The 16,165-nt window shown below is 47.8% G+C and carries 13 protein-coding genes; 2 read left to right on the forward strand and 11 right to left on the reverse strand.

Going from position 1 to position 16,165, the window contains the following annotated elements; genetic code table 11:
• Positions 1-10: 10 nt before the first annotated feature.
• From BFJ94_RS07325 to BFJ94_RS07335, 3 genes are all read right to left on the reverse strand, one after another.
• Positions 11-1,291 carry a hemolysin family protein gene (locus BFJ94_RS07325; protein ID WP_188831405.1) on the reverse strand — a complete coding sequence of 427 codons (1,281 nt, stop codon included), beginning with the start codon at positions 1,289-1,291 and terminating at the stop codon, positions 11-13.
• 347 nt (positions 1,292-1,638) lie between these two features.
• Positions 1,639-2,175: a spore coat protein GerQ gene (gerQ, locus tag BFJ94_RS07330; RefSeq protein WP_120462065.1), complete on the reverse strand. Its 537-nt coding sequence runs from the start codon at positions 2,173-2,175 to the stop codon at positions 1,639-1,641.
• A gap of 46 nt (positions 2,176-2,221) precedes the next feature.
• Positions 2,222-2,644, reverse strand: a complete 423-nt coding sequence (locus BFJ94_RS07335; RefSeq protein ID WP_120462066.1) for a cell wall hydrolase — start codon at positions 2,642-2,644, stop codon at positions 2,222-2,224.
• A gap of 266 nt (positions 2,645-2,910) precedes the next feature.
• On the opposite strand from BFJ94_RS07335, the gene BFJ94_RS07340 reads away from it, so the two are divergent.
• Positions 2,911-4,227 (forward strand): protoporphyrinogen/coproporphyrinogen oxidase, encoded by a 1,317-nt coding sequence (locus tag BFJ94_RS07340; protein ID WP_120462067.1) that lies wholly within the window; start codon positions 2,911-2,913, stop codon positions 4,225-4,227.
• 93 nt (positions 4,228-4,320) lie between these two features.
• Here the strand turns inward: BFJ94_RS07340 and BFJ94_RS07345 are convergent, their stop codons facing one another.
• The 4 genes from BFJ94_RS07345 to BFJ94_RS07360 all read right to left on the reverse strand — a co-directional run bounded on the left by BFJ94_RS07345 (position 4,321) and on the right by BFJ94_RS07360 (position 8,306).
• On the reverse strand, positions 4,321-4,716 hold the full coding sequence (locus tag BFJ94_RS07345; RefSeq protein ID WP_120462068.1) for a DUF2500 domain-containing protein: 396 nt from the start codon (positions 4,714-4,716) through the stop codon (positions 4,321-4,323).
• Positions 4,717-5,114: 398 nt separating this feature from the next.
• Positions 5,115-5,300 carry a hypothetical protein gene (locus BFJ94_RS07350; protein ID WP_120462069.1) on the reverse strand — a complete coding sequence of 62 codons (186 nt, stop codon included), beginning with the start codon at positions 5,298-5,300 and terminating at the stop codon, positions 5,115-5,117.
• 495 nt (positions 5,301-5,795) lie between these two features.
• Complete coding sequence (locus tag BFJ94_RS07355) at positions 5,796-7,088, reverse strand: WD40/YVTN/BNR-like repeat-containing protein (protein ID WP_229716908.1); 1,293 nt, start codon at positions 7,086-7,088, stop codon at positions 5,796-5,798.
• A 108-nt stretch (positions 7,089-7,196) separates the two neighbouring features.
• Entirely contained in the window at positions 7,197-8,306 is a 1,110-nt protein-coding gene (locus BFJ94_RS07360; RefSeq protein WP_120462071.1) for a polysaccharide deacetylase family protein, read from the reverse strand.
• Between the two features lie 376 nt (positions 8,307-8,682).
• On the opposite strand from BFJ94_RS07360, the gene BFJ94_RS07365 reads away from it, so the two are divergent.
• A complete protein-coding gene (locus BFJ94_RS07365; protein ID WP_120462072.1) occupies positions 8,683-9,609 on the forward strand; it encodes an L-lactate dehydrogenase in 927 nt (308 codons plus the stop codon).
• A gap of 98 nt (positions 9,610-9,707) precedes the next feature.
• Here BFJ94_RS07365 and BFJ94_RS07370 read toward each other — a convergent pair whose 3' ends face one another.
• From BFJ94_RS07370 to BFJ94_RS07385, 4 genes are all read right to left on the reverse strand, one after another.
• Complete coding sequence (locus BFJ94_RS07370; RefSeq protein WP_120462073.1) at positions 9,708-11,255, reverse strand: 2-isopropylmalate synthase; 1,548 nt, start codon at positions 11,253-11,255, stop codon at positions 9,708-9,710.
• 795 nt (positions 11,256-12,050) lie between these two features.
• Entirely contained in the window at positions 12,051-13,244 is a 1,194-nt protein-coding gene (locus tag BFJ94_RS07375) for a Ger(x)C family spore germination protein (protein ID WP_120462074.1), read from the reverse strand.
• A 1-nt stretch (position 13,245) separates the two neighbouring features.
• Positions 13,246-14,340: a GerAB/ArcD/ProY family transporter gene (locus BFJ94_RS07380; RefSeq protein ID WP_120462075.1), complete on the reverse strand. Its 1,095-nt coding sequence runs from the start codon at positions 14,338-14,340 to the stop codon at positions 13,246-13,248.
• A gap of 24 nt (positions 14,341-14,364) precedes the next feature.
• A complete protein-coding gene (locus tag BFJ94_RS07385; protein WP_120462076.1) occupies positions 14,365-16,050 on the reverse strand; it encodes a spore germination protein in 1,686 nt (561 codons plus the stop codon).
• Positions 16,051-16,165 lie beyond the last annotated feature (115 nt).

Raw genomic sequence — 16,165 nt, forward strand, 5'->3', positions numbered from 1 at the left:
TATCTATAGTTTAAGCGCCAGCTTCCTCTAGCGGAATAAATTCCTGCTGCAGAAATTTGACGCGCGAAATTCTCTTGTTGTCTGTTTCCTCTATGATGTACAAACAGCCGTCATACTCTACAGTTTGGCCTACCTGGGGAGGTAGCACCTCAATTCTAGAATAGAGCCAGCCGCCAATCGTGTCATAATCATCCGAATCCAATTCCAGTCCGAAGCGATCATTGATCGATTCGATCAGCATCAAACCGTCGATCGAGTATACATTCTCTTCGATTTGCTCGATGCCCGGGCGCTCTTCGTCAAATTCATCCTGTATTTCCCCGATAATCTCCTCGATGATATCCTCCAGCGTGACCAGACCGGACGTTCCGCCATATTCATCGATCAGAATCGCAATCTGGCATTTGCTTCGCTGCATCTGCTTCATCAGATTACTGATCGGCATGGACTCAGGAACCGCTATAATGGGACGGATCAGAGGATGATAGTCATCCGACTCGGAACGGATCAAATCCTTGATATGAATAAAGCCTATAATATGGTCTTTATCTTGATTACATACCGGGTACCGGGTACGTTTGCCATCCAGAGCAATCTCCAGATTCTCATCCATCGTATTCTGCGTATATAGACAGATCATTTCCGTACGCGGTATCATCACTTCTCTTGCTGTTGTATCTGCAAATTCGAATATATTATCAACCAGAGACATCTCAGTACTATCGATCAGGCCACTCTCACTGCTCTCCTTCATCATGACACGGATCTCTTCCTCCGTATGCAATGATTCCAGCCCAGAGACCGGCGTAATTCCGAATAATCTCAATAAGCCTGAAGACATGCGATTCAGCACCCATACTGCCGGGTACATGATTCTATAGAATACCTTCATTGGCGGAGCTAATAATAGGGTTACGGATTCGGCTTTGCGTACAGCGATCGTCTTAGGGGCAAGCTCCCCAAGCACCACATGAAGCATGGCGATACACACAAATGCCAGAATCAGTGAAGTCACATGCACAGCGCTCTCGCCCATACCTGCCCATGCGAACAATGGAGCTAGCATTCGAGCCACGACGGGCTCACCAAGGAAGCCTAACCCTAATGAACATAGCGTAATTCCGAGCTGGCAGGCTGATAAATAGCCTTCCAGATGATTCAATAAATGCTTAGCAGTGACAGCACTCTTACGTCCTTCTTCGACCAAAGCATCAATCCGGCCGCTCCTGATCTTTACGATGGCGAACTCAGCCGATACGAAAAAACCATTTAGCAAGACCAATAACAGCATTAGTCCTAATGAAAAAAGACTTGGTAAAGGGTCAGTCAATACGGATCCTATTCCCGCTTACTTACGGAGAATAGGTGCACCTCCTTCGCGGTATAAAATAATATTGTTGTTTATTACGGTTATATATCGTCAACTCCCCAACGAACTCATCTCCTTTTGAAGTCGGTTTTCTTATCAAAAGCCAACTTTTTGAACTATATCTATAATTATATTATTATACACTACACAGTCAAACCATAGTGTATGACTGGAGTTAAGGCGTTTTTTATGAAAATTTTCTACCTCTCTACATAACAGGAAAGAGCCCCCTTATCATACAGGAGGCTTCTCTTTCCAGCGGATCGTTCTTAGCGACAACCTCTTGTCGGAGGTACGCTGCCAGTAGCATATGGATATTGATAATTCAGAGGCTCATCAAATGTAGCATAATCGAGGTTAACCATCAGCAGAACTGTTCTCACTCCCGTGTTGGGATCACTGATAATGATATGATCGCGCCCGGCCGCTTCCAGCACACCCTTGAAGATTTTGGCATTCCATTCCGAATTGTTCTCGTAGGTCATATAGAAAGTTCCGACTTTTCCCAGATTCATACGCAGAATATTCTCGATAAAAGATTGCTCAAAAGCCGGTGTCTGCGTAGGCACGACCGTACCTGTGGAGGTCATGGGACTGCCCGAAGGTACTTGCGGTGGCATCCCGGAAGTTTGGGTCTGCGGGTTATACATTTGCGGAGCATTCGATTGACCGGATGGCATCTGGCCCATTGGCATTTGACCTGTAGGCATCTGTCCTGATGGCATGCCGTAGGTGCCTACCCCTGGATAATTGCCAGGAGCAGTATTTCCAATCTTATAGCTTACTGGGCGGTAGGGTGTAAACATGGATCTTTTTCCTCCTTAAAATTAAAACTTATTTCTTCCGACTTGATCAGAATACATTCGGGCAATCTTCACCAGAAGGTGCAAAGAAGCAATGTGCCTTAAATCTTCCCGTATTCTGCTGATCATACCAAGTGCCCGGGCAATCCCCGGCCGGTCTGAAGAACCACAGCGCATTGCTGGCTGGCCAGATCTTCTCGCCATTAATGACACGTTGGGCTAGACGGATATCGCGATCACGGGCAGCTTGATAGAAATAACCTTTTTGCGTGGCTTCAAAACCACCCGGTGACTGGAATACCATATCATCCATGCTGCGGATATTCCTGAAATCGAGACAATTGCCGAGAATCCGGTTCACGCCTACATTTCCAACCATGAGCATTCCCTGCTCGCCTTCCCCTTCGGCCTCGGCGCGAATCAGTCTCGCCAGCAGCTTAACATCATTGGAGTTCGCTTTAATAACTGCCACGTACCGTTCCCCTTTCCTTACTTCTCAACGCTATATCGTATGTGCGATCGCCTATATTGGTGCATCGGAACTCTATAATTTAATCATGTCAAGGGGATCGAGACACGCTTATGACTGAATGCGATTCCAATTTCGAATATTTAGTGACTATTTCTATGGACGCGCTTACATGAATAGCATATACTGTAAATGAATATGGATAATACATACTTCGTAAGCGTACTCACCCAGAGCTCCTTCCATAAAACCTTTTAGGAGGTTCGTAAATGAAAATCGCGATCATTGGCGGTGGACTTGCCGGCTTAACTGCCGCCGCTTACCTTTCCAACAGTCCAGACACCGAAGGTACGGTGTTCGAGCGCAGCCCGCAAATTGGCGGAAGAGCGTTCACTTATGAGAAATCGGGTTTCACATTGAATTATGGAGCGCATGCAGTATATGGGATCGACAGACACACGCTGCAGAATATGGAGAATGAACTGGGCCTTCAGTTTCAGAGCAGGCAGGTCGATAAACGCAAAGTAGTGTATGCCAAGCGCGAGAGCTTAACGCCGGCTCCTCTCGATTTTGTTAATATTGTGAAGACCGAAGTTCTTACCGGTATGGAGAAAGTCAGATTTATAACCGAAATCGCCGCCATTATCGGTCACCTCCATCAATTGAAGAAGCATCGGACCTTGGGGGAATATCTGGAGCATTCCCAGGCTTCCCAGGATGTCAAGGAATTATGGGAGCATCTGGTCTGCTCCAACTTCTTCATCAGCCCGGAGGATGCGCGCCAAGTATCCGGTGAAGCCATTGCAAGCTATTACCACAATTTATTCCTGTCCGGCCGGCCGGTCAGCTACATTCTTGGCAGTTGGTCAACGATTACCAACCAGTTGCGCAGCAAAGTTGAAGCAAATGAGAAATGGAGCATCGCCCTCAAGGAGCCTGTCGAATCCATCCGTAAGGAGAACGGCAAGTACATTCTGAAGACCAAAACCCGGGAAGATCTGGAATTCGATCAAGTTGTCCTGGCGATGCCTGTTCAGCAGGTAACCAAGCTGCTGGAGACTACACCATGGAATCAAGCGATTGAGCCGTACAAGAACAATACGGCGAATGAAGTGCTCGTATACGATATCGGCCTCTCGAAGATCGTATCACGTCCGTTCCACTACATTAGCGATATGGATAACAAGCTGTTCATCAGTGATGTATCGGCGACCGATCATACTGTGGCGCCATCCGGAGGACAGCTTCTGCAGGGCATCGCTTATCTGAATGATGATGCATTGAGCGATGACGAGAAGAAGCAATACCTGGAGAGCAAGGTACAGCAGATGGAGAAGCTGTTCGACACCTACTATCCAGGCTGGCGGGAAGTTACCGAGGTCAAGCGCATGTCGAAGAAGGCCATGGTATCCAGCGTTAAGAATATCGTGACTAACCGGCTGCTTCCCCATCAATTGCCGGATGTGCCGCTCTACTTCTGTGGTGACGGCTGCGAAGGCAAGGGAGAGCTCGCTGAACGATCCTTCTCTAGCGGCAGGGCTGTAGCCAAGCTGCTCTTATCCCGGACCGGAACACTGACGCACTAATATACATTAATCATTTACGAATACAATCATTCACGAAAAAAAAAAGAGCTGTCCGAAAAGGACAGCTCTTAGCTCTTGCATTAATTTAGAAATTCAGTATTCATGCAGCCCACGATACATTCTACTCGAGCGTTCAAAGCCATAATACCGGCTTCCCTGAAACGTCAGCTTCCCTTCATCTCCTTCAGAGCATCTGCCATACTCCTGTCCGCTTACTGCAAATTCGAGCCGATCTCCGCTCTCCACCTCAAAAGTGATGAAATACTTCGTATCCGAGCGATTGACGGACTGCTCTGTATCATGTCTGTGGGATACCTCGGTACGCTTGCTTACGATGATTGATGTAACGTTCAGGACAGGCTGTCGGTTATTGGCAAAATAACGTCTAAGGCCACTCGCCGAGGTTAGAAGCATCACCCCTAAGATGACGACGAGGAAGATCGGAAAAGCGGTATTCATTACTCCTAGCATTTCGGACCATGATTCCATTCTTCTCCCTCCCTATCTAGTCGAGCGGTACATTTGTTCACGCCCTTTGTTGTCCTTCTATGTATATGCCCGCTAACTCAAAACTTGATATCTGCAATTGCAGGGACCGCTCAAAAATTCCACTTTTGATCACGAAGTACATCAAGAAGTAATTCGACATCGAATCTTGAATTCACTCGGGCCTTCCGGTACTCACGTACCCACCACGTACGCTGCGTTCCTCACGCCCGACTTCATCCAACCTTCTCGGTGCTGAAAACCGGAATTTTGAGCCTTATTGCAGGGACCGCTCAAAAATTCGGGTTTTGATTCCGGGGCTTATCCTTATTTAACAGCAAAAGCCCTCGATCCCGTGAATGGAATCGAAGGCTTATAATGTCGAGGTGACGACAATGGGATTATGCGTAGTATAGTTGCAGCAATTGACGAGTTTCCTCAGCTCCGTCATGTTCTTCGTGTAACATTCCTTTCTCAGCCCAGCAAGCTTGACATGCTTCCTCAGTAGTACACAGATGAGCGTCTTCACAAGTATAGCAGAATTGCAAATAATTACGGGTTGTTTGCTCTTGATTCATTGTTTTCATGACTACTCACTCCTAAGTTTATTTTTTGGTTGGATTCTCTCTTGTTATGTCTTATCTTCTTTCAAGTTAAATATATCACAAAGTCTCAGGGTAACATGTGATTATTTTCACAATATGAGAAGTATCACAATAATTATTTTTGTATAACAAACATACTAAAGAGAAACTGAGTAGAAGTGACCGATAAAGCTTGCAAATACCGCGAATGTTAGGCGGCCTGATAAATTAATAACTTAGAGAACACGAACCAGCGGTTGCCCTATATTGTACCGAAACAGGGTATCGCTATTAGCCTCAAAACGAGCCATTTCAAAATCTGACGAAACTGGGTATCGTTATTTGGGCAAATCAGGGGGGAAACGACGGTTTTTTACTCGAATAACGATATGGTGTTTCGTTAGATTAGAATGGGTGCTGATTTCGAGGAAATAGCGATATGGAGTTTCGTTAGAGCTAATTTCCACAACGTGCGACACGGCACACAGAACACGACTCTTATAGCACGCGCCAGCTCTCACCACCATCCACTGTCTGCATGAGCAGAGAGCGTTTGCCATCTCCCTTGGCCACGAGCAGCCAGCCCACTTTGGCTGAGAAAAATTGCAGTTTTACAACTTGACTATATTCCAGCTTCGTCATAACATCCCTTAGCTTCGAGCTTGGCGGCAGAGGACTCCACGTCTTCCCTTGATTCACAGTGTGATATACGGTCCCCTCGCTAATATTCCACCCTTCCTGACTATTGAGGAAGAACGGAGCCGCGCCCTTATTGGTCTCGGTCATCCAGTCGATATCAAAAGGAGTGAAGGACCAGGTTTTCCCTCCGTCAGAGGTGAAATATCCATTATATTTCGCCTCTTTATCACGAACGCAGCCGATGGGAATCCAGCCTGTGGCCGGATTGCTTGAGAAGAAGGTTGGCGTCCCCGCCAGAAAAGCGCGGCAATTCTTGAATTTGCTCATATCAAAGAACTGATCGCTCTTATTCCAGGACACCCCGCCGTTTCTCGTCACATAAAATTCCGGCTGTCCAAATTCTATAGCGCTAATATAGCCGACTTTCTCGCTGGTGAAGACCATAGAGATGGAGCTTGTCTGAATCGGCGCGGTTGTAGCCGCAGAAGGACTGGTCGGGAATAACGGATTGCTCATCACTTTAATCCAGCTCGCCCCACCATTATTCGTCAGATGAAGCGTTTTCGTCACATCGCCGCTCTGACTGCTGTCAACCGTAAGAATCCAACCCCGTTCCTCATTGATAAAAAATACGGAAGCAACCTCGTTCGCCTTAGGCAAAGAGGCCATCTTCCAGGTAATTCCCCCATCTACCGTCCGAAGCACAATCGCTTCTCCAGTGTCTGTGAAATTACGGATAATCCAGCCATGGGTGGGGCTGGTGAAATATATATCCTTGCCATATTGAGGATTACTCGAAAATAATACCGATGTGGCCGGAGAAATATTCGTCCAGGTCTTACCGCTATCATGAGTGATATACAAGCGGAGTTCACTGCGGGTCGTCCCCCAGGCAAGCCCGGTGGAATCCCCCAGCAGCTGAAAATCCGTCAATCTCGTCTGAATCTGATATTTCTTCGTATCATTCACGGTCGAATCCGCATCCGGCTTATTCCCCGCCGCGTCCGGGTTAATGACAGTCAAGGTTTGTCCTTCTTCGGACCCCTCCTCCAACTGAGCCTTATTATCGGCCGTAGGCGGATCGGAGGCACAGGCCGTCAGCAACATGCCAGCCACCGTCATAATAACGATTAACTTATACCACCTTCTCAAGAAATAAAACCTCACTTTCAAATGCTCGTCCAGCCCTGCTATAAAGCTGCTCTATCCTCTTAAATCGCTACGATTCTATCAAAATTATAGCATAGGGCTCACATAGATTTATAATCTCTTATCCTTGGCGAAGTTCACTGAGAAGTGCTGATCAGGCTTGTAAACGGCGAAGGTATAGCCTTTGTCTCTCAAGTAATCGATAACCTCCGGCAAAATCTTGACCGTCTGCGATCTTTCATGCATTAAGATGACTTCAGTATCACGATGTACCTGCTTCTTGACTTCCTGCAATATCTTGTTCGGACTCTTCGAATAGCTCCAGTCCTTGGAGTCGACCGTCCAGTCCCATAGTTTGAAGCCAGACTTCACAATATCATCACGGAACTTCTTATCGATCATCGGCGCGCTCCCATAAGGAGCACGGATCAGCCATGGCGATGTTCCGATAATATCTTCAATCAGACCCTGTTCCTTCTGAAACTCCTTGATGAACGGCTTGCTTCCCTTGCTTTTATCGTATAATTTCTTCTTGTCATGACTCATACTATGCATACCGATATAGTTACCAGCATCGGCCGCCTTCTTCACAGCCTCCTCATTTCCCGCCAAATTGCTGCCGACCATGAAGAATGTAGCGTGAATCTCATTTTCATTAAGTATTTTGACAATCTCGGATGTAAATTTGCCTGGGCCGTCATCGAAGGTCAGATAGACCACCTTCTGGTCCTTGTTCTGATCCGTCTTCTTAACCGGCTTCTGACCAGCATTATTGTTCTTGCCCTCTGGCGATTGACCTTTATCTTTGTCTGCCGCATTTGACTCAGGAGCTTCCTTGCCAGAATCCTTCTGATCTACAGCTTCTTTATCTTGACCTGCTGATTTGTCTTGCTCTCCTGAATCCGGGACGTTGGAGGGCTCGTCTGAATTTGCCTTCTGATCAGAGGGATCGCCGCTATTATTATCACCTTCATGAACAACCTCAGTTCCTGAAGATGAGGAATTGTCCTTCGGACTTACTAATTGGGGAGAAACTACCGTGGCTGTAGAGCCCGTATCATCCTTCCAAAAGTTCTGAGCTGCTACCACTGATAAAATAATGGCAACCGACGCCAAAAGAACCGCGATAGATACAAGGGGCTTAATTCGACGTTTTTTCTTCTTTCTCGAGCTTCTCGATCTCCAAAACTCTGGATCTTCTGTGTTTCTAAGATTAGACATTCATATCACCGCTGTTTCTATCGTATTTAATAATTACATTAATAGAATAATATATTTAGACTGCGCCTTCCTTACAGAATGGTTACAATCTATTACATTTGGTAATGCGCCTGGCTGAGCATAGATCTCTTCCCTTTATTAAAATCCCTGAATAAAAAACGTCGTTTATTGGCATAAATATACCATTGCAAACGTTGAATCCTTTTTTTCGACAAAGCTTCGGTTCGACATTTTATATTAAAATTTTGTAGTTTAATTTATAACATTTTAGTTCAAAATTTACTGGTTTCATGTACAATGAATGAAGTACAATCTGCCGAGGTACACATACATATGGGTGATGTACTACTTTTCGAATCAATAAGGAGTGAAGTGAATGGAAACTCAAGTCTGTTCAAGTAAAGTAGTTATTATCGGTACCGGGGCCGTAGGAGCAACAACAGCTTACACCTTATTGCTTCGGGAACGGGTATCGGAGCTGGTTCTGATCGACGCGAACAAAGAGAGAGCGCTTGGCGAAGCTCTAGATATGAATCACGGTCTGCCGTTCACCGGCGGCATGAAAATTTGGGCGGGCGATTATAGCGATTGCGCCGGGGCCGACATTATCGTCATCGCGGCTGGAGCCTCCCAGCAGCCCGGCGAGACAAGACTCGATCTGCTGAAGCGTAACGCCAGCATATTTGACAGCATCATCCATAATATCGTGCAATACAATACCCATGGTATCATTCTTGTCGCTACGAACCCAGTGGATATTTTATCCTATGTATCCTTGAAAAAGAGCGGCTTCCCTTCCAACCGGGTTATCGGCTCCGGGACTCTGCTAGACAGCGCGCGCTTCCGCTATCTGATCGGCGAAGCCAAAGAGATCAATCCGCGCAGCATCCACGCCCATATTATCGGGGAGCATGGGGATTCCGAATTGCCGTTATGGAGCCTGGCTAATGTGGCCGGTATCGATGTTGAATTCACGGCTGAAGAGCGCGAACGCATCTTCGAGAGCACCAAGAACGCGGCATATGAGATCATTAATGCGAAGGGCGCTACCTCTTATGCTATCGCCCTGGCACTGGATCGCATTATCGTCTCGATACTTAAGAATGAAGCGTCAGTCTTGAACGTCTCCACCCTGCTGAATGATTACAACGGAGTATCCGATGTCTATCTTGGAGTGCCTTGTATCGTAGACAGCACGGGCGTACGCGAGGTGCTCGATCTTGAGCTGAATGATAAGGAGCTGGAGAAATTCCAGGCTTCTGCGAACAAGCTCAAAGAGGCGATTGCCGAACTGGACCTGTAAGAAAATAAAAAGCAGCCGACATGCGGGGGTGACCTGCGAATCGGCTGCTTTTTTCATTATTCATTTGAGGGACTCATTCTATTCTATGATGGTTATTATCAATAAATCACAATATTCCCTTCGCGTCGCTGCTCACGATCCTGGCGGCTAATGAGACGATTCATCGCTTCCAGATAAGCCTTGGCGCTGGCTTCGATGATATCGGTGCTCACCCCGCGCCCGCTGGCCGACACCTCGCCCTGTCTCAGCACGACATGCACCTCGCCTTGCGCATCCGTTCCTTGGGTCACGGAATGAATCGTATAGTCCTCAAGCTCAGCCGTAATCCCCGTAGCCTTGGCGATCGCTTGATATACAGCGTCCACGGAACCATTTCCTACCGCAGCCTCCTCGACGACATCCCCGTTCTCCATCATGATCCGCACCGCCGCCGTTGGCATCGTCTTATTACCGTAAGATACCTGGATATTGTCGAGCGTAAACGGCTTAGGCCCGTCAGCTAGATTCTCGTCCAGCAATGCCCGGATATCCTCAGACAGAATATTCTTCTTGCGGTCAGCTAGTACCTTGAACTTGGCAAAAGCGATATTGAGTTGCTCCTCATGAAGCTCATAGCCCAGATCAATCAACTTCTCCTTGAAGGCATGGCGTCCAGAATGCTTGCCAAGCACGAGCTTGCTTGAGCTGGCGCCGATTGTCTCCGGGGTAATAATCTCATAGGTGCTACGATTCTTCAGCATCCCGTCCTGATGAATACCTGATTCATGAGCGAAAGCGTTGGCACCCACAATCGCTTTATTGCCAGGCACGCTCATTCCGGTCAATTTGCTGACCATCCGGCTAGTACGGTAGATTTCACTCAGATTCAAGGAAGTCTTCGCTCCATAGTAATCGCTTCTCGTCTCCAGCGCCAAGGCGACTTCCTCCAGGCAGGTGTTGCCCGCCCGCTCGCCGATGCCGTTGATCGTTCCCTCGAACTGGTCAACACCGTTGGCAATTGCAGCTAGCGTATTGGCCGTAGCCATGCCCAGATCGTCATGACAATGCGTGCTAAGCTGAATTTTCTCAATTCCCGGCACACTCGCTTTGATCGTCTTGAACATATTGCCGAACTGCTCCGGGGTCGCGAAGCCCACAGTATCCGGCAGATTGACCACGCTGGCGCCAGCATCGATCGCCATCTTGGTCACTTCACACAGAAAGTCGATCTCCGTACGGCTGGCATCCTCTGCGGAGAACTCCACCTTGCTGAAGAATTTCCGACCGTAGCGAATCGCGGATGCCGCGGTTTCGAGAATTTTCGCCTTATCCATATGCAGCTTATGTTCACGGTGGATCGGCGAGGTGGCCAGCACGAGATGAAGGCAAGGGTCCTCGGCTTCGCGCAGCGCTTCGACAACCGCATCGATATCCTTCATATGACAGCGGGCCAGACTGAGCAGCGTCGCATGCTTGACCTGTCTCGATACCGCGCGGATGCTCTCGATTTCCCCCGGAGATGCCGCCGCAAAGCCAGCCTCAATCCGGTCGATCCCCAGCTTCTGCAGCTGCAGAGCAATCTCAACCTTCTCCTCTGTCGTCAGACTTACTCCTGGAGATTGTTCTCCGTCACGCAGCGTTGTATCAAACACGTAAATTTTTCTCATTCCCCATCTATCCCTTCAAAATTAATAAAAAAACCTCCTTCGCCTCCGCGCCAAGCCATTCACTGACCTAACGCAGGGGCGAAAGAGGTTTACTTCCGCGGTACCACCCTTGTTTTGCCGTCCATGCCAGACAGACCTCCAGATTTCCCCGGAAACTGCCCATTAAACCATGTACATGTACGGCCTCTTAACGAATCACGACCTGTTCACGGTCTGATTCTTCATGCGATAACGGGCACAGACCCGGCAGCTCTTAATGACCTTCCTCTTAACAGTCGGAAATCGGAGAACGGCGTTCGGAAATGCGGCTCCAAGGTGAGTTGATACGTGGATTAAGACGGCGATTTCAGCTGCTACACCGCTCTCTGGACATAAGCCCTCGTATCTGGTCCTTATCATAGCCATTGGTTTGATATATACAATAAAAAAAACCCCTTCATCCCGCACGCAAAATATGCGCTACAGGGACGAAAGGGATTAACTTCCGTGGTACCACCCAGCTTCACTGCACATCGCAAAAATGTACAGCCTCAAAGCAGAGCGAGTTCACTCGCTATCTGCACATGTTAACGGTTGCCAGCCGGCTCTCCCTATCGCTATTCAGCGGTTCAGGACAGCAGCTCGGAGGCGAGTCGGTACTCGGGATTAAGACGGTGATTTCAGCAACTACACCGCTCTCTGGACATAAGCGCCCGCATGACCTGCTCCTCTTCATAGCCAATCTTTTCAAAAACTTGATCATATTATATTCACAAATTCAAATTTTAGTCAACCTTTATTTTTTTTGCATATTGATCATTTCGCTGAAGATCCCGTATCTTCAATGATCAGATTTACATTACATTTCACTTCAGACCTGGTGAAGGCGCTGTCCCAATCCTTCTCCAACTTTCTCCACATTTTGGGGTGCTGAATTCGAAAATGATCGCCAAAACCACCGACGTCCACATGATAGGTATCCCGCATTTTGCGGATGACATCATTCATCATGTCCTCCAGCTGCCGTACAAACAGTTTCTCCACTTCCCTGATATACTCTTCGTTTTCAGACGACTCCCTCGTATCCCAATTCTCAATAAGCCTGCCGATTGTTTTCACATTAACCTCGAAGGATATTTTATCCCCTTCCACCTTGGACTTAATCTTGGTCTTCTCGGAGATCACTTCATACGTGATAGTCTGTCCCCCTTGATCAATGGTTTTGAGTACTCCTCCTTTAACACTTCCTTGAATCCAGGAGAGAGCCTGAACCTCCCATTCCGATAATGATCCGACCAATTTTCTCGTCTTCCCTTTAATAATCGATGCGCCGGCAACAGCGACCTCATCCACCGAGCTAGCTAGATTCTGCAGAGTGAAGCTGGAACCGGAATTGATGATTCCATCCAGCTTGGTAAGGTTTTTGGAGGGCAAAATATTATTGGATTTACCCTGATTCTCAACCAGCCCGACAAGCTCCAGAGACGGAATCTCGCCGGAATTGTTACTGACGAGAACCTGGCTCGCCTTGCCCTTGCTCATTAACACAATGCAGCTCGGCCTGATCGCGTTATCCCTGAGGACGAATTTCAGCAGCTTGTCAATCTCGATTTTCCGGGCCAGCTCCTCCGAAATGACGATCACCTTCACATGATGCCCCATCATCGGTTTGGATCTTCGGTTGGCCATCTGGCGAATCATCTGGAAGATAGAATCTCCGGTCTCTTGAATATTCGAATATAAGTCACTGCTCGATTTATCTGATTTGCTGGAAACCTGTCTTTTCTGAAAAGGAATGATCTGAAAGGTAAGTGTAACCAGTTCCTTCCTGGGATAAATACTACCGCTTTCCGCGAGCTGCTCCTCCTCTGAAGAGCGCTGGGCAACATCCATACCAAGCCCTACAAGAATCGTCTGCTCCTCAATCTCCTTATTGCCCCAGCAGCCCGTCAAGCTGAGCATAAGCAGGAGTGAGAGAGCAATCAGAGTCTGACGCTTCATAGGATACATTTTACCTCACGGCTCCTTTCTTGAAGATCTTGGCATACACAAGCAGTAAAGGAGGCAAAATCACGAATATTACAACACCGATATCCCCAAAAATTTTACTGACCATAAATAGCTCATTCACATCTCGCGGAATCAAAGCGATGAATAATATGATCGGCATGGAACAGAACATGAATGGTCTCATCCGTGTCTTGAAGGTTTGAGCAAACCCCAACGAGGAGTTATACTGCAAAATCGAAAAGGTGGTCAGAATTTGCATGATCCAGATCACTAGTAGAAAGAAATCGAATCTCTCAAAGAAAAGCCCCGTAATTTCAAAGCTGCGCAGCAAATCCACGGTCGGCCAAGTGCTACTGATGACCCCATGGACACTCATCCCCCCGATCACCATTACAAAAGCGACCAGATTCAGAAATAAAGGGATCGAGATGCCGATAATTACTGCCTTTCCAGCCTTCTCCGGATGCTGCATAGAGGCCGTGAGGGTGAACATCAGCTCATGACCTAAGAATACGAGTATCGTTGAGCTTACCCCCTTGATCACCGGAAAGATCCCATCTCCCAACACAGGCAGTAAATTGTCCACCTCGAATATTTTGCCGCTCAAGATCATTGAAAACACAAATACAACGACGGTGCTCGGCAGTATGATCTCATATAGCCGAGCGATTGCTCCAAGTCCGCCCTTGATGATATACAAACCGACCCATATAAAGGACATGATGATGGCCCATCTGGGTATATCCTCAAGCAAATATAGGGTCGTAACCTCGAACATGACTCTCAATTCAAAAGCGGCTATGAAAATGTAAAATGTGGCGATCAATATACTGAATATGCTGCCACACCATTTCCCCATGAGCTCCCGGGAAAATTGGTAGAGCGTTTTCCCCGGAAATCTTTGCGATAATCTCACGATACAGAGCCCGGCCAGCATAATTAAGATTCCGCCCAGAATGATCGAGATCCAGCCATCGGAGGTCTTCATACTATCCGCAAGCACCCTTGGTAAAGTGAGGATTCCCGAACCTAGTATGCAGTTGCTGACGATGACTACCGTCTGTGAAGTCGTGATTTTCTTATCCTCTGTTAACATAGAAATACTCCCTTCATCACGCCATCATTTGTCCCTGCGGCTAGAATCCTTCGTCTTCATCATTATGGGACGCCGATTCATGACCTTCAGCGGCATGCGCACAATGAAATCCTTCCAATCATTCCACCGGAAGGGACTCATCGGGCTCACATACGGTACGCCGAAGCTCTTCAGTCTAGCCACATGGCTGCATACTAGGATGAAGAACAGCACGGTACCATATAAGCCGAGAAAAGCTGCGCAGAACATCGCTAGGAAGCGAAGAATACGAAGAGTAATCCCCGTGCTATAGGACGGAATAGCAAAGGATGAAATCGCGGTTACCGCTACCACAATGACCAGGAAGGGACTGATAATTCCCGCATTCACTGCCGCATCCCCAATGATCAGACCTCCAACGATACCCATGGCAGGCCCGATCGGCTTCGGCAGGCGAATACCCGCTTCCCTAAGAATTTCAATCGAAATTTCCATAATCAACGCCTCAATAATGGAGGGAAAGGGGACGCTCTGCCGCGATTCAATAATCGTAACCACCAGCTCGGTAGGAATCAGCCCTTGATTATACGAGATAAAGGATATATAGATAGCTGGCGTAAATACCGCCAGAAAAGCGGTGAAGAATCGCAGCAAGCGCAGCAGTGTCGCTGGTATCCATCGTTCGTAGTAATCCTCTGGCGATTGAAGTAGCATGCTAAAGGTGACAGGAACGATCAAGACAAAGGGAGTTCCGTCGAGCAAGAGGGCGACCCGGCCCTCCATTAATGCGCCGATCACCCGATCCGGCCTTTCCGTACTCTGAACCTGCTGGAACAAGCTGAAGCTATTGTCTTCAATCAGCTGCTCAACATAGCCTGACTCCGCCACATAATCGAGATCGATCGCCTCGATCCGGTGGATGACCTCATCAACCAGCTCGGAATTAGCAATATCCTCTACATAAGCGACGATCAGATCCTTCTTGACCCTCGACCCAACTTTGAATTTGGTCATCCGCAAGCTCTCATTCCTGCCATGCCGTCTTAATAAAGCCGTATTCTCGCTTAACGTCTCCGTGAAGCCTGTCCGCGGCCCTCTTAACAGGCCTTCCGATACCGGTTCTTCAATCGCTCTACTATTACCGGCTGAGCCGCTAAGCATCAGCACCTCTTCCACGCCTTCTACCAGCAAAGCGACCGTGCCTGTCAATATGTCCTCCACGACTTGATGCAGCTGATGCGTATCACTCACCTGGCTGATCGGCAGGATCAGATTCAGCAGATTCTCCTTCGTGACCGGGATATCATCGTCTGGATGCCCCTCCTCCCCACCCTTATTCATCAAGGATTCCAGAACCTGCGTGTCAACCAGCGTCTTATCATAGAGTCCATCGACATATAAAAGAGCCGCTCTGTTCTCGCCTCCCACCATGAACTCCCTGATGTGTATATCACAGTGCTTCGTCGCCCGCTCCTTAAGCCAAGCGAGATTATCCTCATACCTCTCCATGACCTGCTGTCCGTCCGCTTGACCCTGCTCATGAGGACTACTATTCTCAGCCGCATTGGACTTGTCCCCTGCATTGCCGCTGTCCTTCAGCGAATTCCGCCTGCGCAGATTGGTATGGGCCCATTGAAACAGATAATTGAAGATTATAGGCAGAATCAATAGCATTACAGCTTGAAGAACAACATCCCAACCGGGAAAATGATCCACTATGACTTTCCACATATATCCATCCCCCTAACCGCTCCATCGCCTGAAATTATAGAATCCGTCGATATTACTAGCACGAGTAGTATTTCCGTAGTGAAACAAATCATACGAAGCTGGTTCCGGCAAACGC

The sequence above is a fragment of the Paenibacillus aceti genome, assembly GCF_003614185.1.
GTDB lineage: Bacteria > Bacillota > Bacilli > Paenibacillales > Paenibacillaceae > Fontibacillus > Fontibacillus aceti.